Origin of the sequence: Aliiroseovarius sp. F47248L, from assembly GCF_023016085.1 — a bacterium.
GTDB lineage: Bacteria > Pseudomonadota > Alphaproteobacteria > Rhodobacterales > Rhodobacteraceae > Aliiroseovarius.
Genome location: NZ_JALKBF010000003.1, coordinates 1 through 21,838, shown reverse-complemented (window position 1 = coordinate 21,838; position 21,838 = coordinate 1). Strand labels below are relative to the sequence as shown.

General features: G+C 59.2%; 23 protein-coding genes. 3 read left to right on the top strand and 20 right to left on the bottom strand.

Going from position 1 to position 21,838, the window contains the following annotated elements; all coding sequences use genetic code 11:
* Positions 1–113: 113 nt before the first annotated feature.
* From MWU51_RS16240 to MWU51_RS16200, 9 genes are all read right to left on the bottom strand, one after another.
* Complete coding sequence (locus tag MWU51_RS16240; RefSeq protein ID WP_247039365.1) at positions 114–1,199, bottom strand: ABC transporter ATP-binding protein; 1,086 nt, start codon at positions 1,197–1,199, stop codon at positions 114–116.
* A 3-nt stretch (positions 1,200–1,202) separates the two neighbouring features.
* A complete protein-coding gene (locus tag MWU51_RS16235; RefSeq protein WP_247039699.1) occupies positions 1,203–1,988 on the bottom strand; it encodes an ABC transporter permease in 786 nt (261 codons plus the stop codon).
* Positions 1,989–2,002: 14 nt separating this feature from the next.
* A complete protein-coding gene (locus tag MWU51_RS16230) occupies positions 2,003–2,989 on the bottom strand; it encodes an ABC transporter permease (RefSeq protein WP_247039363.1) in 987 nt (328 codons plus the stop codon).
* Between the two features lie 73 nt (positions 2,990–3,062).
* A complete protein-coding gene (locus MWU51_RS16225) occupies positions 3,063–4,172 on the bottom strand; it encodes an extracellular solute-binding protein (RefSeq protein ID WP_247039361.1) in 1,110 nt (369 codons plus the stop codon).
* A gap of 55 nt (positions 4,173–4,227) precedes the next feature.
* On the bottom strand, positions 4,228–5,325 hold the full coding sequence (locus MWU51_RS16220; protein ID WP_247039359.1) for an NAD/NADP octopine/nopaline dehydrogenase family protein: 1,098 nt from the start codon (positions 5,323–5,325) through the stop codon (positions 4,228–4,230).
* A gap of 82 nt (positions 5,326–5,407) precedes the next feature.
* On the bottom strand, positions 5,408–5,998 hold the full coding sequence (locus tag MWU51_RS16215) for a peroxidase-related enzyme (protein WP_247039357.1): 591 nt from the start codon (positions 5,996–5,998) through the stop codon (positions 5,408–5,410).
* Complete coding sequence (locus tag MWU51_RS16210; RefSeq protein WP_247039355.1) at positions 5,995–6,474, bottom strand: hypothetical protein; 480 nt, start codon at positions 6,472–6,474, stop codon at positions 5,995–5,997. The genes MWU51_RS16215 and MWU51_RS16210 overlap by 4 nt, the downstream gene beginning before the upstream one ends.
* Complete coding sequence (locus MWU51_RS16205; protein ID WP_247039353.1) at positions 6,474–7,940, bottom strand: NAD(P)/FAD-dependent oxidoreductase; 1,467 nt, start codon at positions 7,938–7,940, stop codon at positions 6,474–6,476. Before MWU51_RS16205 ends, MWU51_RS16210 begins: the two co-directional genes overlap by 1 nt.
* A gap of 74 nt (positions 7,941–8,014) precedes the next feature.
* A complete protein-coding gene (locus MWU51_RS16200) occupies positions 8,015–9,475 on the bottom strand; it encodes an aminotransferase class V-fold PLP-dependent enzyme (RefSeq protein WP_247039351.1) in 1,461 nt (486 codons plus the stop codon).
* 101 nt (positions 9,476–9,576) lie between these two features.
* Here MWU51_RS16200 and MWU51_RS16195 point away from each other — a divergent pair, with 101 nt between their 5' ends.
* A complete protein-coding gene (locus MWU51_RS16195; RefSeq protein ID WP_247039349.1) occupies positions 9,577–10,041 on the top strand; it encodes an Lrp/AsnC family transcriptional regulator in 465 nt (154 codons plus the stop codon).
* A 9-nt stretch (positions 10,042–10,050) separates the two neighbouring features.
* Here MWU51_RS16195 and tdh read toward each other — a convergent pair whose 3' ends face one another.
* The 11 genes from tdh to MWU51_RS16140 form a co-directional block, all read right to left on the bottom strand.
* Positions 10,051–11,079 (bottom strand): L-threonine 3-dehydrogenase, encoded by a 1,029-nt coding sequence (gene tdh / locus MWU51_RS16190; protein ID WP_247039697.1) that lies wholly within the window; start codon positions 11,077–11,079, stop codon positions 10,051–10,053.
* 14 nt (positions 11,080–11,093) lie between these two features.
* Complete coding sequence (locus MWU51_RS16185; protein WP_247039347.1) at positions 11,094–12,281, bottom strand: glycine C-acetyltransferase; 1,188 nt, start codon at positions 12,279–12,281, stop codon at positions 11,094–11,096.
* Between the two features lie 93 nt (positions 12,282–12,374).
* Positions 12,375–12,932, bottom strand: a complete 558-nt coding sequence (locus MWU51_RS16180) for a helix-turn-helix domain-containing protein (protein ID WP_247039340.1) — start codon at positions 12,930–12,932, stop codon at positions 12,375–12,377.
* A 108-nt stretch (positions 12,933–13,040) separates the two neighbouring features.
* Complete coding sequence (locus MWU51_RS16175; protein ID WP_247039338.1) at positions 13,041–13,433, bottom strand: CBS domain-containing protein; 393 nt, start codon at positions 13,431–13,433, stop codon at positions 13,041–13,043.
* Positions 13,430–13,609, bottom strand: a complete 180-nt coding sequence (locus MWU51_RS16170; RefSeq protein WP_247039330.1) for a hypothetical protein — start codon at positions 13,607–13,609, stop codon at positions 13,430–13,432. Before MWU51_RS16170 ends, MWU51_RS16175 begins: the two co-directional genes overlap by 4 nt.
* Positions 13,610–13,783: 174 nt before the next feature.
* The gene (nqrF, locus tag MWU51_RS16165) at positions 13,784–15,007 is read right to left on the bottom strand and encodes an NADH:ubiquinone reductase (Na(+)-transporting) subunit F (protein WP_247039328.1); all 1,224 of its coding nucleotides are present in this window, start codon (positions 15,005–15,007) and stop codon (positions 13,784–13,786) included.
* Positions 15,004–15,618, bottom strand: coding sequence for an NADH:ubiquinone reductase (Na(+)-transporting) subunit E (nqrE, locus tag MWU51_RS16160; RefSeq protein WP_247039326.1), 615 nt, complete (start codon positions 15,616–15,618; stop codon positions 15,004–15,006). The genes nqrF and nqrE overlap by 4 nt, the downstream gene beginning before the upstream one ends.
* Positions 15,615–16,280 (bottom strand): NADH:ubiquinone reductase (Na(+)-transporting) subunit D, encoded by a 666-nt coding sequence (locus tag MWU51_RS16155; RefSeq protein WP_247039324.1) that lies wholly within the window; start codon positions 16,278–16,280, stop codon positions 15,615–15,617. The genes nqrE and MWU51_RS16155 overlap by 4 nt, the downstream gene beginning before the upstream one ends.
* Positions 16,281–16,283: 3 nt before the next feature.
* A complete protein-coding gene (locus tag MWU51_RS16150) occupies positions 16,284–17,078 on the bottom strand; it encodes an FMN-binding protein (protein ID WP_247039323.1) in 795 nt (264 codons plus the stop codon).
* Positions 17,065–17,847 carry an RnfABCDGE type electron transport complex subunit D gene (locus tag MWU51_RS16145; RefSeq protein ID WP_247039321.1) on the bottom strand — a complete coding sequence of 261 codons (783 nt, stop codon included), beginning with the start codon at positions 17,845–17,847 and terminating at the stop codon, positions 17,065–17,067. Before MWU51_RS16145 ends, MWU51_RS16150 begins: the two co-directional genes overlap by 14 nt.
* Positions 17,844–19,115 (bottom strand): Na(+)-translocating NADH-quinone reductase subunit A, encoded by a 1,272-nt coding sequence (locus MWU51_RS16140; protein WP_247039319.1) that lies wholly within the window; start codon positions 19,113–19,115, stop codon positions 17,844–17,846. The genes MWU51_RS16145 and MWU51_RS16140 overlap by 4 nt, the downstream gene beginning before the upstream one ends.
* A 181-nt stretch (positions 19,116–19,296) precedes the next feature.
* Between MWU51_RS16140 and MWU51_RS16135 the strand changes: the two genes are divergently transcribed.
* Both MWU51_RS16135 and MWU51_RS16130 read left to right on the top strand, forming a co-directional pair.
* Positions 19,297–20,424, top strand: a complete 1,128-nt coding sequence (locus MWU51_RS16135; RefSeq protein ID WP_247039311.1) for a cytochrome c3 family protein — start codon at positions 19,297–19,299, stop codon at positions 20,422–20,424.
* Between the two features lie 61 nt (positions 20,425–20,485).
* Entirely contained in the window at positions 20,486–21,652 is a 1,167-nt protein-coding gene (locus tag MWU51_RS16130) for a cation:proton antiporter (protein WP_247039309.1), read from the top strand.
* Positions 21,653–21,838: the final 186 nt, after the last annotated feature.

Sequence of the window (21,838 nt, the reverse complement as noted above, 5' to 3'; positions counted from 1 at the left end):
CGCAAGCGGTCGCGTTGGTATGCAGATTGCATCGGCCAACGCGACCTTATGGTCGAACAGACTTTGCCTTGCACTAAAGCATACTCCAAAGGCAGTTGGAGGACATCACGCCGTCAGTCGTTCAACACCGCCATGTTGTCCGCTTCCCAACCGATCCAGACCGGGTCGCTTCCAACGGACTGTCCGGTTTCGGCATCCACATAGGCCTTGAGCAGCGCATCGCCCCCGTCGCCCACCGCAATCTCCATCGCCATACGCGAGCCAAGGAAGGTCTTGCCCACCACGCGCCCCTGCACCGCATTGCCGGTCTGCGGGCGTTCGGCATGAAAGCCCAGTTTCTCCAACCGCACAGAGGCGGTGATCGGCTGCCCCTCACCGGGCAGCCTGTCGGGCGCTTTGCCCATCAAGGTTGCCCCGTGCCAATCCATCACAACCTTGTCGCCTTCGATGCCGCGCATCTGACCCGACAACAGGTTGGTCTCGCCGATGAACTCGGCCACGAACCGGCTGGCAGGGCGGAAATACAGCTCTTCCGGTGTGCCATCCTGTTCCACCCGGCCCTGGTTCATCACCACGATCCGGTCGGACATTGTCAGCGCCTCTTCCTGATCATGGGTCACGAAGAAGAAGGTCTTGTGAGTGCGCCGCTGGATCGATTTCAGTTCCTGTTGAACCTGACCGCGCAGTTTGGCGTCCAGTGCGCCCAGCGGTTCGTCCAGCAACAACAGCGCTGGATCAGGCGCAAGAGCACGGGCCAGCGCCACACGCTGCCGCTGACCGCCCGACAATTGCACCGGATAGCGGTCGCCAAAGGCGTCGAGTTCAAGAAACGACATGATCTCGTCCGAGCGGCGCTTGATTTCCGCCTTGCCCATGCCCTTCAACTCCAGCCCGAAGGAAATGTTCTGCGCCACAGTCATATGTGGAAACAGCGCGTAATCCTGAAACACCATGTTTACATGGCGCTTTTCGGGGGGTTGGTTGGTCACGTCCTCACCGTCAAGGATCACACGACCCGTGGTCGGGCGTTCAAACCCGCCAAGGATGCGCAGTGTGGTGGACTTGCCGCAACCGGACGGGCCAAGGAAAGTCACGAACTCTCCCTGCGCGATGTCCAGCGTCAGATTGTCCAGCGCGACAGTCGGGCCGAAATGTTTCGACAGCCCTTCGATGCGGACGAGTGGTGTCTGGTCGGTCATGGCTCAGCTTTCCTTGTTCATGCGGCGGGTGAAACGCTCGGCCCAGATGCCGATGGCGGCGGTCAAGATCAGCGCAACAGTTGCGATGGCGTTAATTTCCGGGCTCATGCCCGAACGAAGTTTTGCAAAGATCAGCACCGGCAGTGTCGGCTCGTATCCACCCAGGAAGAACGAGCGGACAAAATCGTCAAACGACAACAGCAGGCAGAAGATCGACGCGCCCAGAATGGCGGGCACCAGATAAGGCAAGGTGATCCGGATGAACGTAACCAGCGGGTCAGCGCCAAGATCGCGGGCGGCCTCGATCTGGCTTTTGGGCAGGGTCGACAGCCGCGCCATCACCACAAGCACCACGAACGGCACGTTGTGCACCGCGTGCGCCCAGACAATCGCGCCCATGCCCGGCTCGATGCCCAGATAACGGGCGTAGATGCGGAACGCGATGGCCGAGATAATACCCGGCACCAGCGCCGGCAGCACGGTCATTCCAAAAATCACTGTGCGACCAAAGAATTTACGTCCCTCAAGCAGCACCGCGATCCAAGTGCCAACCATCACAGAGATCAGCGTCGACAGAACCGCGATGGCGATGGAGTACCCAAAGGTCGATAGAACCTCGGCATCGGCAAAGACACCCGTGTACCAATCCAATGTCCAAGACCGGATTGGAAAGCCAATGAATTTCGAATCCTTGAAGCCCATGATGATCATCAGGAACAGCGGCACGAAGACGTAAAGGACAAAGGCCCAATAGACACAGCTCAGGAAAATACGGTTGCCGCGGAACAGCTCTGGACGATCGTTCATTTCTGCTCTCCTTTACGTAGCGAGTTCATCACTTTCTGGAAGGTCGCCGTAATGATAAGCGCCGCCATGAACATGATCGTGGCAAATGCCGCGCCGGTGGGCCATTCGTCGCCCGCGACGTGGAAGAAACCCGCGATGGTTTCGGCAAACACTGTGGTCGACGGCCCGCCCAGAAGAACCGGCGTCGCATAAAACCCGGTCGAGATCAGGAACACCAACGTGCAGCCCGATGAGATACCTTCGATGGTCAAAGGCAGCGACACCCGGCGGAACCGCGTCCAAGCACCTGCCCCCAGATCGGCCGCCGCTTCGTTCATACTTTGCGGCAGTTTTTCCAGCGCAGAATACAACGGCAGCAGCATGTATAGAGCAGTCAGATAGACGATGCCTACGCCCATGGAGAAGCTGGTGTACATGAAGGGAATGGGCCGGTCGATCAGACCCAGCCATTTCAACACAAGGTTCACAGCACCCGTGTTGCCCAACAAGATCATGATCGCATAGGTGCGCACGATCTCACCCACCCAGAACGGGATTAGCAGAAGCAGCAGGAACAGCATCTGGTTCTTGCGGCTGACATGGCGGGCTAGAAAATAGGCCACCGGATAAGTGATGATCAGGGTGCAGAAGGTAAACACCCCGGCAAAGGCCAGCGTGCGGAAAAACGGCATCCAGAAGATGCTGTCGCCAAAGAAGCGCGCGTAATTGTCCAGCGTAAAATGTTGCTCGACCCCCGGTGCAACCGGATAGGCATCGGTCAGCGACACCCGCAACATCTGCAACATCGGGCCAAGGTGCTGGGTCAGAACCCAGAGGATCGGAAAAGCGGCTAGGATCAGGAACTGACGGCGGGGCGAGGCTGTCGCCAGCCGCATCAGTGTATGATACGGACCCCACTCCACCAGACGGCCCCAGAAGGTCCGGCCAGAAGTGTCATGCGTTTCAGTGCGCTTGCCCCGCTGCGAGGATGCGTCATAGGTCATTCGATGGTCTTTCGGAAGGTCAGGGCCCCCGCCCCGCAACAGGCGGGACAGGAACAGGTTTCCTAACGTATTATCAGGCGGCTTTGATTGCCTCGACCGCTGGGTCGACAAGGCTGTATTTCAGATCGTTAGCCTCGGCGCGGAAGAATTGCAGGTTCGCCAGTTGCTCTTCCGGGAACGAGGTCGATTTCTTCTCAAGGTCGCTGAGGTGTTGCGACGCGTCCTTATAGGTCGAGATGAAGCCAGAAGCCTTGGTCATTGCTGCGCCGATCTCGGGAGAGGCAAGGATCGCATCAAGGAAGGTGTAAGCGTTATCGGCATTCGGTGCGTTATTGGCGATGTTGTATGTGTAAACAAAGCCATACGACCCTTCGCGCGGAATCGTCATTGCCAGCGGGAAACCATCATTGATCAGCGCGGCTGCCGGACCGTTCCACGAATGGCCCAACGCGATGTCCTGATTGACCATCATCTGCTGGAACTCGGCCCCGCCGTCGTAATACTTGCGCACCAACGGCTTCTTCTCGATCAGGAATTGCTTGGCCTCTTCGACGATCTGTGCGGCCTTCTCAGGGTCATCCATATATTCGACCATGTTACCGTCATAGCCCATTTTCAGCATCACAATCGACATCATGTCCTGAATGATATAGGCCGTCTGGCCGCTGTATTTCTCGGAAAACAGCGTGTCCCAGGTCAACGCCTCTTCTTCGCTTACCAGTTCCGTGTTGTAGGACAGAACTTCCATCCCCGACAGGATCGGCGCGCCCCATTTGTTGCCATTGATCGTTGACCAATCGCTTTCCGAGAAGGTTGGGTTGATTTTGTCCCAGTTGGTCAGCCGGTCTGTGTCGAGAGGCGCTAGAAGGTCGCTGTCGATGAACTGCAGGAACCGGTGACCGGCGACAGTCATGATGTCGACGGTCGGGTTCGGCTGTTCGGCGGCCAGCAGGTTGAACTGCTTGCCCTGGTCATCGACCAGACGGACATTGACCTTGATGCCGGTCTCGGCCTCGAACTGTTCCTTGAACGCTTCGGGCACGAAATCGTTGTAGGTCCAGATGTTCACCTCGCCACCAGACTGGGCCGCAGCGCGACGCAGATAGAAGGGCGATGCCAACGCCGCACCGGTGGTGGCGGCAGTGCCAAGAAAACGGCGGCGGCTGTAAAGCAGTTTTGACATAGTAGGTCTCCTTGTTGGTTCAGTGGTCTTCTTCTTGGTTGTTACTTATCGTCGTTCAGGCGCTGGCAGGTTGGCGCAACAACCCGGTTTGTGCGGCCTGCTTCAGATCATCAAGGTCAAAGCGGCCAAGGTCCAGCGCCTTCAGAATTTCGTTTTCTGCTTCGAAGTCCCGGCCATACATGGCGGAAAAAATCTGAATGCCAGCCTCGTGCAGCTTCGCCGGATGGCCGGTCAGACGCCCCAGCGCCGCCGTCAGCACCAGACCGTAAGGCACATCCTCGGTCACGTAACGGCTGTCGGCGGTGGCCGGGCCGACACCGCCATTGCCTTGCGCGTGCATCTGTTGGTTCATCTCGGAAATCGAGGCGACGGGCACATGAAACGACAGGTGGAAATGCTCGAAGATGGTCTTCACCTCCAGCCCCAGAGCCTTCGCGATCTCTAACCGTTCGCGGTCCAGCTCTTCCAGCAGGCGGCCCACTTTCGGGGTGACGTTCTGACCCTGCGACCACGTTTCGCCCTGCTCCATCCGGGTGATGTTGCCCAAGGCGATCCCCATATGGTTCTGTGGGTTCAAGTTCGACAACGAGATGGCCAAAAGCCCATCACGCGGCTGGAACCGGTCGCCGAACAAAGTCTGGCACAGGTTCAACGCCTCTTCGGACCGGTCTTGCGGCACGGTGCACAGATCGACACGGCTGCGCACGGTGTTCACCCTCACCTCGGTACCCGACTGCCGTCGCCCGGTGCAGATCGTGGTGCCCCAAGCGGTGATCGGGACGCGCACACCGCGCGCGGCCAGCAATTGCATCAGATAGACCGCGCCCAATGAAGCATGGGAGGAGATGATCACCTGATGGCGCGGTTCGATATGCGGGGCCAGCGCATCCAGTACGGCCTTATGACCGTAACCGGGCAGCGCGATAATCAAGACGTCGTTGTCGCGCGCCAGCATCGCAGCACTGTCGGCGACGCGGGGCGTCAGCGTGACTTCAACCGCGCCAACCGCGTTCAGTGCCGCACCCGTCGCAAGCTCTGCCGTGCCCTTGCCCGAAGGCGACCACAGCATAGGATCATGGCCAGCTTTGCGTAACAACGCCGCCGTTCCAAATGCGATTGAGCCTGCGCCCGCCAGTCCTACTGTCTTGCTCACATTACCCCCAATGATTCGCTTGTGAACTTTCTCATACTACTACACCATTATATTAGATACATATCTGTTATAATGGATATGTTTATACTGCTGCTTCCGGCAACCGCACCGGATCTCCCAGCACATGCATCAACCGGTTTGCCCAGCCAAAAAGCGCCGCAGAAAGAATCAGGTCCAACACCTCGGCCTCGTCCAACCCGGCGGATTTCAGCGCGTCCATATGCGCTGGCCCCGCTTGTGACGGTGCCTCAGACAGCGCCACTGCAAAATCAAAGATTGCCCGGTCGCGCTCGCTCAGATCTGCCTTGGCACCATCGCGAAACAGCTTGTCGGTCACGTCGGTCGATTTCTCAAGTTGGGCGTGACGCGCGGCATGAACGGCGGCGCAATAAATGCAATGATTGACCATCGACGCACCCAGCGCACCCAGCTCCCGTTCAGCCCGGCTCATCCCGCCCTTGTCATACATAATGGCATTGAACAGCGGCGAACGCACCTTCAGGCTTTCCACGTCATGTGCCAGGGTCAGGACATATTCCGATACCTTGGTGTTCGACGGCGTGACCTGCAGCGCGTCCAACTGTTCTTCGCTGGCCTCTTTCAGGTCAACCGGCGTCACGCGCGGCTGCCAATGCGGGAGGTTACGGGTGAATTTCGTGATCACCTTGGTCATGCAAACGCCCCCTTCATCAACCGCAGCCCGGCAATCACCCGGATCTGATACGCCAGAAATGCGTTCAATTCGGCCAGCCGCACAATATCGGCATCCGCCACCCCGGCCGCTTGCAGGCCCGAAATATCGGCCGCCACAACATTGCGCGTGTCAATTGCGACCTTGTCCATGAACGCCACAACCTCGGCCAAACCCTGCGCTGCCCCGTCATTTTGCGGGTCAGCCAGATCGGCAAACGCACATGCCCCGTCGGCATATTGCGCGGCAAGGTCCGCTTCTCCGTTCAACGTCGCGATCCGCGCTGCCAGCGCTACCCGCAACTCATGCGACCACGGGCCTTCGTCCTTTGGACGCAACACGGCGTCTTCTGCAGCCTGCGTCATCTCGAAGATCGCGGCACGCCCTTCGACGGCAGCCGCCGAACCACCATCAGGCGCGATTCCTGCATGTCGCAGTGCGTTCGTATCTAAAGCCATCAGGCAACCTCCCCCTTTTCACTTTCTGTGATCAGGTCGGCGGGTTCCCATTCGCTACCATCCAGTTCCGGCTTGTCGTAATCCAGCATCGCCTGCCAATGCTCGGATACATCCTCGACATACAGCTTCGCTGCAATCTCGCGCGCCATCCAGTTCGCGCCTTCCGAGATACCCGGAATATCGCCCGACACCTTGCCCAGGCTGGCCGACGCACCGTAGTTGAAGCAATAGACATTGGATAACCAAGCTGCGGTCCCCGGCACCTTCTCACGGAAGGTGAAATCGTCGTTTAAATACGGGAATCGCCCCAGATCGCGCGATGGTTCATCCGCAGGTGGAGTGTAGACGTCCTGCCAGAGCAGAATATTGGTTGCCGCCTTGCCGAACTCGGTCCGCGACAGCGGGTCGATGGTGAAGCCGGTGCCAAGGATCACGAAATCCGCCTCATACGCCGCGCCATCGGCGAACCCCACTTCGACCGCACCGTTCTTTTCGACCGTCGTTTGCACCGCTTTGCCGAAATGAAAATACGCGTTCGGATGACGGCTGACCCGGTTGGTCGAGCCATGCGGCGGCGGCGTTTGCGTGGAGAAGGAATACTGCATGAAGCGCCAACGCCATTCATCCGGCAGGCTGGCATAACCCACGGTGAACCCGAACGACCCGATCCCCATCATCTTGTTGATGGTCGGCATTTCTTTGCGACGGATCAGGTGGCGGACTTCGGTCGCGCCGTGTTCCAACGCTTCGGCGGCATTGTCGACGGCGGACGCGCCCACGCCCACCACCGCCACGCGCTTGCCTTTCAGATTGGCAAAGTCGATCTCGTCGGCACTGTGCGCCCAGAACTTGCGGTCCAGACCCTGCACGAAGCCGGGGATATTGGGTTGCCCGGTGCCATCGCGCCCGGTTGCAAAAACCAGTTTGCGGCACAGGATTGATTTCTCCTTCGCGCCGGACAGGTGCAGCCGCAACAAATCCCCTTCTGGTTCAACCAGATCGACGGCCACGTTGTTCTCGGTCGGGATGTCCAAAACCTGCCGATACCATTGCAGGTATTCCATCCACATCGGGCGCGGAATCTTGTCCAGCGCATCCCATTCTTTTGTACCGAATTGCGCGCGATACCACGCTTGGAAACTCAACGCACCATGGCCGAATGCCGGGCCGGTCAACTCTTTAGGCGAGCGCAAAGTCTCCATCCGCGCATAGGTCAGCCATGGTCCTTCCAACCCCTCGGGGCTGCGGTCCAGCACCCGCATGTTGTGAATGCCACCAGTCTTCAGCGCCAGCCACGCCACCATGCCGCACATGCCGCCTCCGATGATTACCACATCACTGACCCCGTCACGCGTTGGCACCCAGTCCTTTCCGGGCCAGCACAGGAACTTAAGATCCTCGCGCAGTCGCGCCTCCAATGCAGGCAGCCCTTGGCCATCTATTGGGGAGTCTGTGTCATGTGTCATGTTGGTTGTCCTTCAAGTGTCGATGTCCGTCACACCTGATCAATCCGCGCGGATGCGGACAGGCCAGAGTTTTGTTATGAAGCAAGCGTATCCTTGGGCAAGGCTTGGGCTTTGAAACGGGCGGTACTGGTATCGACGTTGTACTGTGCCGCATAATCTTGGGCGATCCGCGCCAGATCGTCCACCGCCTGAATGATAATTTCTGCCTTCTCGTCCGTCATCAGGGCAGAAAGGTTCAACCGCACCCAGCCGGGTTTGGCGGTTTCCTGGCCCAGTTCCAACGCCGCCATGGTGGCATCCGAATCAGACTTGCCCAGACCCAGCAAACGGTGGCCGTAAGGCCCAGCACAGGCGCAGCCGCCACGCGCCTGCACACCAGTAAGGTCACTAAGAAGCCGGGTAAAGAACTGGTGATGCACCTGCGCTCCCTGCTCATCCCGCACCCGAAACGAAAAGATCGGCAGCGCGTCTGCTTCGGGGTTGCCCAGCAATTGTATGCGGTCGTTGGCAGCCCAAACCTTCATCGCGCGCGCCCGCAATTCGGCTTGCCGCCCGTCCAGCCAATCCTGCCCCAGCGCCTCTTTCACCAGCATTGCCAATGCGGCGCGAATGTCGCCGGTCACGTTTGGTGTGCCGCCCTCTTCCCGCGCCGCAAGACTGTCGGAATAGACGTGCCCCCACGGCGACACGAAACTGACCGTGCCGCCTCCGGGAAGAGTCGGTGTGGCACGGCGGGCGATCCCGTCACGGATCACGGCGACGCCGCTGGATCCGGGACCGCCGGGAAACTTGTGAACCGAGAACACGATAGCGTCTTTCTGGGCATCGCTGCCCTGTTTCATATCCATCTCGCAGTAAGGGCCAGCGCAACCGTAATCCCACACCGCCAGCGCACCATGGGCACGCAACATCCGTGTGACCGCATCCGCATCGGTCAGAATGCCGGTCACGTTGGACGCAGCCGAAAAGGTGCCAACAATCCGCACCGCACCTTTGGCCGCCCACAAAGCGCGGGCCAGATCGTTCATGTCGACGCCTCCACCCTGTGCCTCGGCAACCTCAATCACCTCGGCACCGGTTTCTCGCCACGGCAGAATATTGGAATGATGCTCGTACGGGCCGGTCAGAACCACCACCCTCTTCCCGTCCGCCACCAACGCGGCCAGATCCAGCAGGCCGACGATCCGGTTGATCCCGGCAGTTGACCCGGCCCCGGTAAACACCACGCTCATCCCCTGCCCCGCGCCGGTCAGGCGGGCAATCTCGGCCCGCGCAGCCTCGCGCAGTTTGGTCATGTATTCACCGCAGAATGACGCCTGTGTGTGGGTGTTGGCATAATAGGGCAACACACGGTCGCGAATGAAATCCTCGACCTGCGCCAGAGCCCGCCCGGACGCCACATAGTCGGCATAGATCAGCGGCTTCGGCCCGAAGGGCCCGTCAATTTGCACATCCTCGCCGATCAGACCTTTGCGGATCTGCTCGTGGATGTCAGCACCCTTCAGCGCAACCTTGAAATCGTCGAGAGCGGTCATGTAATCCTCTAGTTTTATCCAACCATCATGACGCAATAAATTCAAATTTCTTCACAGTTCTTTACTGTTGTAATTCATTTATTGGGTCATATAATCGCCATATGACCCCTAAATTCGATCATTTTGACTATCGCATCCTTGAAGAGCTTCAGCGCGACGCGGCACAGTCCCAACGGGCGCTGGCCGACAAGGTTGGACTGTCGCAAAACGCCTGCTGGCGGCGGCTCAAAGCGTTGGAGGCCAAAGGCGCAATACGTAATCGCACCGTGGTGATCGACCGTGAAAAACTGGGCGGTGGCTTTGTCGTCTTTTCTCTGATCAAGACACGACACCATTCATCCGATTGGCTGCGCCAGTTCCGCAACCATGTGTCAGCCATCCCCGAGGTGATCGACTTTTTCCGTATCGGTGGCGAATACGATTACCTGCTGAAAATCGTCGTCGGCAACATGGCCGGGTATGACGATGTTTATAAGCGCCTGATCGGGAATATTGAGCTTGAGACCGTCACATCCTATTTTGCAATGGAAGCGATCGAGGAACAGCGGCCCATCCCGCTCAGATAGCCTGCGGCCCTAGCGCCAGTTCAGCACCACTTTGCCTGACAGGCCGGATTTCATCGCGGCGAACCCTTCCTTGAACGCGTCCACAGGCATCCGGTGGGTAATCACCCGGCTCACATCCAGCCCGTTTTGCAACATGGCGATCATCTTGTACCAGGTCTCAAACATCTCACGGCCATACACGCCCTTGATGGTGATCGCCTTGAACACGATGTGCGACCAGTCGACGGGGGACTTGCCGGGCGGAATTCCCAGAAGCGCGATCTTGCCGCCCATGATCAGGCTCTCCACCATCTGGTCCAGCGCCTGCTGACTGCCTGACATTTCAAGCCCGACATCAAAGCCCTGCTTCATCTTCAGTTCTCTGATCACATCGCGCAGGTCTTCGCGGGTCACATCCACCGTACGGATATTGGCACAGACATGTTCGGCCAGCTTCAGGCGATCCGGGTTGATATCAGTGATCACAACATGACGCGCACCTGCATGACGTGCCACAGCGGCCGCCATGATGCCAATCGGCCCGGCCCCGGTGATCAACACATCTTCGCCCAACAGATCGAAACTCAGCGCCGTGTGCACCGCGTTGCCAAGGGGATCTAGGATTGCGCCGATCTCGTCCGGGATATCATCGGGCAACGGCACAACGTTGAACGCAGGCAGGCGCAGATATTCCGCAAACGCCCCTTGCACGTTCACACCAATCCCCCGCGTGCCCGGGTCCAGATGGAACTTTCCCGACCGGCTCTGGCGGCTTTCCGTTCCGACCACGTGCCCCTCGCCCGAGCAGCGCTGACCAATTTCAAGCCCGGTGACATTGCGGCCAAGCTCGACAATCTCGCCAGCAAACTCGTGTCCTGTGATCATCGGCACCGGCACCGTGGCAGCAGCCCAGTCATCCCAGTTCCAGATGTGGATGTCGGTGCCGCAAATACCGGTGGCATTGATACGGATCAGCACGTCGTCCGGACCGATTTCAGGCACCGGCGCCTGCACCATCCACAGCCCCTCTTCGGGCTTGGATTTTTCCAACGCTTTCATGGTGTTTGGCAGGCTCATTTGATCACTCCCAAATCACGACCCACCTTGTCGAACGCAGCCAGCGCACGGTCTAGCTGCTCGGTGGTCAGAGCGGCGCTCATCTGCGTGCGAATGCGCGCTTGTCCATGCGGCACGACCGGGAAAAAGAAGCCCGAGACATAGACGCCTTCGTCAAACAACCCGGCCGCCATTTTCTGTGCCAAGGAGGCATCACCCAGCATCACCGGAATGATCGGATGCTCGCCGTCCAGCAGCTTGAAGCCCAGCTTACTCAGCTCGTCCCGCCAATAGCGCGCGTTTTCAAACAGCTTCGTGCGAAGGTCCGCGCCTTCCTCAACCAACCGGATCGCCTCTAGACCGGCCGCGACGATGGAGGGCGGGAGCGCGTTCGAGAACAGATAAGGTCGCGCCCGTTGGCGCAACAGGTCAATCACCGGCTGCGGCCCGGCAATATAGCCGCCAAGCGCGCCGCCAAGCGCCTTGCCCAACGTGCCGGTCAGGATATCCACATCGACGCCGAAGTGATCCGGCGTCCCTGCCCCGTGTGGCCCCATGAAACCGGTCGCGTGGCAGTCATCAACCATCACCACCGCGTCATATTCTTTTGCCAACCGGGTGATATCCGGCAGGTTGGCCAGATAGCCATCCATCGAAAACACACCATCCGTCGCGATCATCACATGCCGCGCGCCACCTTCGCGCGCCTCTTTCAGCTTCGCCTCAAGATCGCCCATGTCGTTGTTGGCGTAACGGAAGCGCCGCGCCTTGCACAACCTGATCCCGTCGATGATCGACGCATGGTTCAGCGCGTCCGAGACAATCGCATCCTCTGGCCCCAGCAGCGGTTCAAACAACCCGCCATTCGCATCGAAACACGCCGCAAACAGAATTGAGTCGTCCTTCCCCAGAAACGCCGCCAGCTTCTGTTCCAGCTCGCGGTGCAAATCCTGCGTACCGCAGATGAACCGGACCGATGCCATACCGAACCCTTTGTCATCCATCACATCGCGTGCGGCACGGATCAGGTCAGGATGATCGGCCAGTCCCAGATAATTGTTGGCGCACAGGTTGATGACCTCACGGTCACCAACCGAGATTTCAGCCCCTTGCGGTGACGTGATCAGGCGCTCGCGCTTCATCAGGCCGTCAGCCTCGATCCCGGCAAGCGTGGATTCCAGATCGGTGAGAAAACGGTCAGACATGGGGTGCTCCTCTGATATGCGCGACCTTGCTACTATAGCGGATAACATTCCGCAATACGGGATAACGAGAGATGGCCACCGGCTCAGGCCCGGTCAAACGCCTTTGACAACAAGAAACGCCCGCGCCTGCCCATCTGCTTTCAATCGGTGCGGCACATCCGCGGCATAGCGCGCGGTTTCGCCAGTGTTCAAACGGTTCGATGCCTCGCCGCTTGTCACAGTCAAAATACCTTCGATCACTGTTAGATTCTCTTTCGTGCCACAGGCATGGGGGTCGGACTCCAACATACCCCCATCAGCAAAGCGCAGCTCATAGACCTCGTGACGCCCTGCGTCTTCGGGCGGTGACAGGATACGGATCGTGCATCCATCCCCGTGGTTCTCGATTGTCGGCACTTCATCGACACGCAACACCTCGATCCGGCTGCGCGCCTGATCTTCTAACAACCCCGCGAAATCCACCTGCAAGGCACGGGTCAAGTTCCAAAGGGTCGACACCGTGGGCGAAGATTCGCCCCTTTCGATCTGGCTGACCATGCTGCGCGACACGCCCGACAATTTTGCCACCGCGTCCAGCGACAACCCCTGCGCTTGCCGCGCTTGTTTCAAGCGGGCCGGAAGAAGGGAAAGGATCGAGTCTGGCTTGTCCATGATATTTTGGAAGGTAAGCCCCTATCGGACGACCTTCCAGCGAAAACTGAGACCCGGCACGAGGCGCATCACCTGTGGAAGGCATGGTTCACGCCAAATTCCTCAACCTCAGCCCGCGCGCAACAGGAAGGACAGGACATCTGAGCGGTTCACCAGCCCGACGACGGTTGCGCCGTCCATAACCGGAAAGACGCGATACGGGTGAGTCAGGAACATCTCTGCCACACGGATCATATCGTCGCTGGCATCAACGCTGATGACATCTGCTGACATTTGATCCGCCACCCGACCCGTCCATTCCTGATGATAACTTGCATGCAGAGCTGGTCGGAAACAGTCCTTCTGGGTCAGGATCCCCACAAGCCCACCATCGACCCCAATCACGGGGGCGGCGGCGGCACGTGCATCAAGCAGAACGGTAATCGCATGCCGGATCGGTGTGTCAGGCGCAAGCATAGGGACATCGCTGCGCATGATTGATGCAACCCGATGCGTGCTCATTCTTGTGACTCCGCAGCCTCTGCGCGATGGCGCAAGGGACAGTCCGAACAGCGTCCTTCGCGCAGACCGGCAGACGCCCCGCAGCTGGTGCGCACTGGATCTCGTCCGAAGGTAAGCCCCAGCCCCAACCCAACAGCCGCAAGGCCGAAGATGACAATCGCAAACAAGATTTCCATAGCTGTAGCTCCTTATTCAAAGCAGCCGTGTGTCAATCCAACCGGTCCTAATGACCTGATACTTATCAAATCCCACATGGCAAAGGCATGCAAAGTCCGTTTGAACACGCAAGCCGCAACGATCACGCCCAAGGCGATACAAAGTTTCGGGCACAATACTAGATTGTGCATTGCCTAGCCTCCAAAATCATCGAAGAAGATTGAGCGCGGCTCAACGCCCAACCGTTCCAGCGTGCCAAGTACAGCCGAGATCATGACTGGTGGGCCGCATAGGTAGTATTCGCAGTCTTCCGGAGCGGTGTGGGTGCTCATCTCTGCTTTAAGCATCTCATGTATGAACCCCGTCTTGCCCATCCAACGGTCCCCCGGCGCCGGGTCTGACAGGGCGGGTGTCCAGCTAAAATTGGCATACTCCGCCGCCAATGCCTCGAACTCATCAGAATAGAACAGATCGGCAGCGGTGCGCGCGCCATAAAAGTAGCGAAGACGCCGGGTGGTGCCGCGCCCCAGCTCCTGATGGATCATCGCGCGCAGCGGGGCCATACCCACCCCGCCCCCGATAAAAATCATCTCGCGGTCGGTCGGCTGAACGTGGAACTCGCCGAACGGGCCAGACACATCGACCATATCGCCCGGCTTCAGTGAAAACAGCCATGACGATACGATGCCCGGCGGAACCTCGGTTTCGCGTCCGGCGGGTGGCACGGCTAGGCGGATATTGAACACTGCGCGCCCCACATCCTTGGGCCGGCTGGCCAGCGAATAGGCCCGGGTGACTTCCACTTCTGACGCCACGTTCAACCCGCCCCACCCGTTGATTTCCCATGCGTCGCGAAACTGTGGCGCCACGTCCAACCCGGTAAAATCGAGCTGATAGGCGGGCGCGGTGATCTGCATGAAGTCGCCTGCCCGAAAGGCCGTCGGGTGATCGTCGGGTATATTCAGCACGATCTCGCGAATAAGCGGGGCAAGCATTCGGGTCGAGGAAACCTTGCACGCGACACCACCCCCCGCGCTAAGGATGTCGTCAGGCACGCTCACTTCACAGTCGCCGCGCAGCGTGGCCTGGCAGGCAAGGCGCATATGAGCGCGGCGTTCTTTTGGCGACAGAACACCGCGTTCGGTCGCCTGCGGCTCTCCGGCACCTTCGCCCGTGACCGTAACACGACAAAGCCCGCAGGTGCCCGACCCGCCACAGGCCGCCGGAATACGAATGTCCGCACCATGCAGAACGCCCAACAGCTTGGCCCCCCGCTGCGCTGCAATCTGCCGCGCGCCGTTGACGGTCACATTGATGGCCCCCTTCGGCACCAGCCTGCTGCGCGCGACCAGAAGGCCGATTGCCAACCCCACCACGAGGGCCGCGATGATCAAGCTGCCAAGGACGATCTCGCTCATGGTGCTGCCGCCATTTGCGCGAACGAGGCGAAGCCTAGCGACATAAGCCCGGTCAGAATAAACGCGATGCCAAGCCCCCGCAGACCCGCAGGCAGATCCGCATAGGAAAGGCGTGTGCGGATAGCGCTGAGCATGACCACGGCCACAGCAAATCCAAACCCGCTGCCCACGCCGAAAATGGCCGACTGACCAAGGGTATAGTTGCGTTCGACCATGAAAAGGCTACCCGCAAGGATCGCACATTGTACGGTCAGAAGCGGCAGGAAGACACCGAATGCGGCGTGAATGGTCGGAAAGAACCGATCAAGCAACATCTCCAAAAGCTGCACCGTCGCTGCAATCACGCCGATAAAGGCAATCAGCGCCAGATATGACAGATCAAGGTCAGGCTGCCCCACCCAACCCCATGCGCCGGGGGCAAGAAGCCCGTTGTAGATCAGGTTGTTCAAAGGGACCGTCACCCCCAAGACACCCGTCATGGCGATGCCCAGCCCGATCGCGCTTTCAGTGCGGCGCGACAGGGCAAGGAACGTGCACAACCCCAGAAACAGGGTCAGCGGCATGTTGTCGACAAACGCCGCGAACAGGAAAAAGGACCAGGCGTCGCTCATTCCACGATCTCCGGTCGCAAGGGGGGCGTATGCTCAGGCGGTTCGGCCTGTTCGGTCCACACCGATCGCACGGCCCAGACCAGCCCCCCCAGCAGGAAGAAAGCAGACGGTGCGAGCAGCATCAGACTCAGCGGTGTGAACCAGCCCCCGTCATCGGCCAACGGTAGCACCTGATGACCGAACAACTGTCCCCGCCCGAAAAGCTCGCGGAACGCACCGATGATGATCAGGACCAGAGAATATCCCAGCCCATTGCCAAACGCATCGACCATCGATGGCAGTGGCGCGTGATAGCGGGCGTAGGCCTCGGTGCGACCAAGGACCAGACAGTTCGTGGTGATCAGCCCGACATAGACCGAAAGCGCGCGGCTAATCTCGGCAAAATAGGCTTGCAGGATCTGGTCAATCACAATCACCAGCGAGGCGACAATCACGATCTGGACGATCAGGCGGATCGTGTCCGGGATGTGCCGGCGGATTACGCTGATCACACCTGCCGCCAGCGTCAACACAACGGTCAGCGACACCGACATTGTCAACGCCGTGGCCAGCGATGTCGTGACTGCAAGCGCCGAGCAGATCCCAAGGATCTGCAATGTAACCGGGTTCTGCCGGATCAGCGGATCAGTCAGCGTGGTCCAGAATGAGGTGCGCGTGGGCATGGGTCAGAACTCCCCCCGTGCGATGGCGTCCAGCAGCGGGCCGTAGCCATCTGGTCCCATCCAGAACCGCATCATCTGGGTCATTCCTCCCCCGGTGCGGGTCGCGCCGGTGATACCGTCAACCTGATATTCGTTCGCCGCATCGCCGCGGGCCACACTGAACTGCACTGCACCGCTGTCGTCACGGATCAACTTGCCGGGGAAACTTTCCAGCCATGACCGATCCTCGATCCGGCCACCCAGCCCCGGGGTTTCTGAATGCTGGGTAATCGCCATGCCGGCTATCGTATTCATGTCCCCATGGACGGCAACAATCGCATCAATCCGACCGCCATAGCCCTGACCCGTCACCGGCAACAACACCAGCGAAACACCTTCGCTGTCTCGCAGCAGGAAAATCTGTGCATAGTTCGGCCGCTGGCCCAGCCCGGAAAGATCAGCACTGGCATCCAAAGCGGTCCAGTTGGCCTGATCGGCCAGCACAGTGTCAAGCGTTTCACGCGTGACACCTTCGGCGGCGCGGCCCGTTTCAAGGTCGATCACGACGGTCGACAGGGTGCCGCCCGACGTCTCAAGCAGGGCTGCCATACCGGGAATGCCGCGCACCAGATCGCTGATCCGCGCTTGCTCTTCCGCTGCACGGTTTGCCGTCTGGATCGGCCTTAGAATAACCGTGGCACCGCTGACCAGAACAGCGCAAACTGCCGACACAAGGAAGGCCACGATGATCGTCTTGGTTCGGCTTTCGTTTGGCGAGGCAAGAAAACGGCGCCAAGGGTTCCAGTCAGTTTCGGCCATGACGCCTCCTGCGTTGCGCGATCCAAAGCGAGATTGCGATTTCATCCAAAAGTGGCGCAGCCAACGACGTCAAAAGCGCCGCCGCGACCGCCATCTGTATGGGGGCTGCTCCGCTCCATCCGGCTGCAAACATGACCACAAGGCCGCCATAAAGCGCGCCGTTCAACCATCGGCCAATGGTTGTCGTGGCACTCGTCACCGGATCGGCGACAAGAAGAACAAGAACGATACCCGCTGAAGGCAATACGGCTTCAACAGGGGCACCAAACATCGCCGCAGCGCCTAAGACCAAAAGTGCACCGCCAAAAACAGCAGCGGGCATAACGCCGGTCGCAACGCCAATCAGCGCCGCCGGGATTGACGCCCAGATGACGGGATCATCAAAGCCCGGCCACGCAAACCCGGGAAAGCCGAAGCCAAGAAATGACAGCGTGACGGCCGCCGGGTTGACGACATTTCGCCCCCAACCGCCAAAGACAAGTTCACCGATCACGGCGCCGAAACTGATCCCCAGCACCAGCCGGAACACGCCCAAATTTTCGGGCGCCAGCATTGCGATGGCCAATGACGTCACCAGAAAGGCAAAAGATGGCGGCTGTGCCCGCGCGAGCATGAACACCAAGCTCCAAACGGCAAGACAGAGAGCGGCAAGCCCAAACGCCGCCAAAGCTTGTGCACCACCATACCAAAGCCAGAACAGCGCGAGTGGCATAACCGCCGCCAGCAGCAACAGCGCAACCGTTTCGCGATCCCACAACCCTTTGATCATGGCGCAAACTCCGTTTGGACACGATCCAACATGCCACGCAACAATTTGGCCATGTGGGCATCGCCTCCCAAGATGTAATCGGCCAGCCCCAGATCCTCTTCCAGCAACGACAGCGCGCCGAGCTTCATCGCCATTTCGTCGTCACCCGAACTTAGCGCACGCACCATCGCAACGGCTGGCAAGGCTGCGCCAAACGCTTGCGTCAATGCCGCGGTCGGGATCACCGGCTTGGGCAGGCCCGACCGGGTAAGCGCCGAGACCAACCAGTGTTGCGGTGCACCTTTGGGCGAGCGGGGCAGAACCGTCACCTGCCTGTGGCGCGGGGCTAGCCACTGGGCCTCATGTCCGTCCAGCGGCGACCCGGACAGCAAAGCATTTGCGCCGGGGATCTGAGCGCGAAGCGTCAGTTCGCGCAGATCAGCGCCGGGCTGGGTCCGGATCAACCGACTTTCGCGCAATCCCTCACCGGCAACTCGCACAAGACGAGACATCGGCAAGACACCAGTCACAAGAAGATCGCCCAGTGCCGCAACATCTTCGGCGTGAACATCCCAGACGGGCGTCTCAATCGTGGCCGGTGCAAGGTCATGAACCCGAAAACCGGCCGATCCGTGCGGATGGCGGGCGTGGCCATCAACGGACCGCACCTGCCCGCCGCTAAGCCCCTGTTCAAACAATGCAGGTCCAGCAGTTTGACAGACAAACACGGGGCCGTCGCACAGCATCGTCAATGCCTGAAGGCCGCGTGCGAAGGCACCCTCGCGCCCCTCCAGCGCTAGGCGCGGATCAGGGGCGAAAGGTCGGGTATCCATCGCCATCACAACAATCGCCGCAGGTCGCTCACCTGCTGGCGGCATGCCGCCAAACGGTCGTCGCCGCAACCACGGCCACACACCGGCGGCTTTCATGAGCTTGCGAAGTCCTACCTCTGTATCCACATCGGCGCATTTGTGTCGCACCACGTCACCGCCTGCTTCATGGAACAATACGATTTCTGACAACTTGCGCCCGGGCCGAAGCGATATCCGGGCGACGCGTCCGGGCATAGGGGCCACGAATTGAACGTCGGGGATGTCACGCAAACAGGCAACCGCCGCACCCTGCGAAACGATGTCACCTTCGCGCACCAACGGATTGACACGAAGCGACAGGCCGGATGGCGTCCGTATCCCGGCCTCCTGAGTGATCACATCTGTTGGTTCCAGCGCGCTGATCCGAGGCGATGGGAATGCCGGGGTCAGGCCGGACCCAAACTTGAGAGCATTCATGACCTCTCTCCTGCGTCGAAAGGGCGCGAACAAACAGCGCGACTTCCAGTTCTGACTTACATCAATGCGACGATAGCATACTCATAGTAGCTTGAAAGAAGATCATTTCAATTACAACGGGGAATCAGTCATGAGGTCTAAATATCCAACACTCATATGTTTTTCAGCATTCTTGGTAGCTTTGAGTACCCTTGCAGGCAGCCACGTTGCGCTGGGTCAAACCACGAATAGCGATCCTGCGGCAGAGGAAGCCGACATTCCATTTGCGCTTCCAAAATCGGGGCCGTTCAACGCCGCCGATATCAAAGTTGAAAACAGCCAGGCGATTGCGAACTGGTTTCGATCAGGCCATGCCGACGCCGCAGCCGAAGCCTTTCGCCACTGGGACGAGGACGAAGAAATTCAACCCGCCTGCGCCACCTGCCACGCGGGCGAGGGGTTTCGTGCATTTCACGGTCTGGACGGCAGCAAACCCGGCGTCATTGAGAACCCGATCGACATTGGCGGCGTCGTGGATTGCGGCACTTGCCACAATGCCGGATTGGCCGAAATCACCGAAGTACAGTTCCCCAGCGGCCTGATGCATCCCGTCCAAGGGGTCGAGGCTTCCTGCATGACCTGTCACCAAGGCCGAACTGCAGGCGTGACCGTCAGCAAGGCCATCGCCGATATGGACACAGACACTCCGAACGCCGAGCTGCGTTTCGTCAACCCACACTATGCCACCGCTGCCGCGACATGGCTGGGCGGATATGGTGGTGCAGGTTATCACTATGATGGGCGCGACTATTCAGGCCGGTTCTTCCACGCCAGACCGGTTTCGACCTGCAACTCCTGCCACGAGCCACATACACTTGAAATCGCGTTCGAGCCTTGCCTGACCTGCCACCAGGCTGACAGCATGCAGGACATCCGTATCTCGCGCCAAAGCTACTCCGGCACTGGCGACACCTCGGTTGGTATCCGCTCTGACATTCAGGCGAACGCGGCGCTCTTGCTGGATACGGTCAAATCCTATGCAAAAGACGTGACAGGTGTGCCGATGGTTTACGATGGGAACCGGTATCCTTACTTCTTCACGGATGCGAACGGGGATGGCGTCGTCGACCAGGCCGAAGGCAAGCCGGTCGCCTATAACGGTTGGACACCGCGCAGCCTGCGCGCCGCTTACAACTGGAAACTGGTCACATCGGACCCGGGCAACTATGCGCATAATCCACACTACGCCCTCGAGCTCCTCTATGACTCGATCGAGGATCTAAGCGGCCCGTTGGGTATTGATATGGGCAGTCTCGATCTGCTGAGGTAATCAACCCTTTGGCCCGGTACGCCGGGCCAAAGGCACGACGTGACACGAGGGACCGCACGCGATGGAACAGGCGCTGTTGCTGATCACGCTTGGCGTGCTTTTTCTTGGCAGTTTGCTGGCAGATAAAGTTGGCCACATCACGCGATTGCCGCGTGTCACCATGCTGTTGCTTCTTGGCCTTCTTGTCGGGCCGTCCGGTCTGGACCTTCTGCACGGATCTGTCACCGACTTGTTCGAGCCGATTTCTGTCGTGGCGCTGACCATGGTGGCGTTCCTGCTTGGCGGGGAACTGACCCGCGAAAACATGTTGCGCCATGGCCGTGCCATTTCCTCAATATCGCTCAGCATCGTTTTCGGAACGACGGCAATTGTCTGGGGCGGTCTTACAGCCTTGGGGCTTGATCCTGGCCTTGCGCTTTTGCTTGGGGCGATTGCCACGGCGACCGATCCGGCGGCAATTTCAGATGTCATACGGCAATCAGGTGTGCGCAACGGGTTCACTGAAACGCTCAGCGGCATCGTTGCGATTGACGATGTTTGGGGGCTTTTGATGTTCAGCCTTTGCTTGGCGCTTGTTGATCAGTCCGGCGGATGGGCCGCCCCGCTCATGGGGGCCGGTCGCGATATTGGTGGCGGCATTCTGCTTGGTGCGTGTGTCGGCATCCCGTCGGCCTTCCTAACAGGACGCCTGAAAGAGGGTGAACCACTTCAGACCGAAGCAATCGGCGTCGTCTTCCTGACCGCGGGTCTTGCGATCTGGCTGGAGGTGTCGTTCCTCGTGGCCGGGATGACCGCAGGCGCGATGATCGCAAATTTGGCCCGCCATCACGACCACGCTTTTCACGAAATTGAATATATCGAATGGCCGTTCATGCTGCTGTTCTTTCTTCTCGCCGGTGCGACACTTGAACTGGATGCACTTTGGACGCTTGGCTGGATCAGCCTTGCATATGTCGTGCTTCGTATCGCAGCACGGCTGGTCAGCGGTGAGATCGGTGCGCGAATTGGCGGCGTCCCCCCTTCGCAGGTACATATCTATGGCCCTGCCCTTCTGCCACAAGCAGGGGTGGCGGTCGGAATGGCGTTGGTTGCTGCCGAAACCTTCCCACACTGGGCTGCACCGATCATGACACTGACCATCGCGGCCACAGTCTTCTTCGAAATCGTCGGCCCACTTGCCACGCTGCTGGCTCTTAAGCGGCAGCGCAGCCATGAAATCTCATCCTGATGTCGTAACCCTCCTAACCGTCAATGATCGGTGTGGCACCTTCCGCATTATTAATTCACTCTTATTTATTTATTGACTTGATCTGCAAACTTGGTCAGTTTCTCGTTAGGACAGGTCATGGATACGGGACGAGATGAACCACGCTTTGAAAGCTGAAGTCGAAGATGCCGGCCTCGATACCCCATG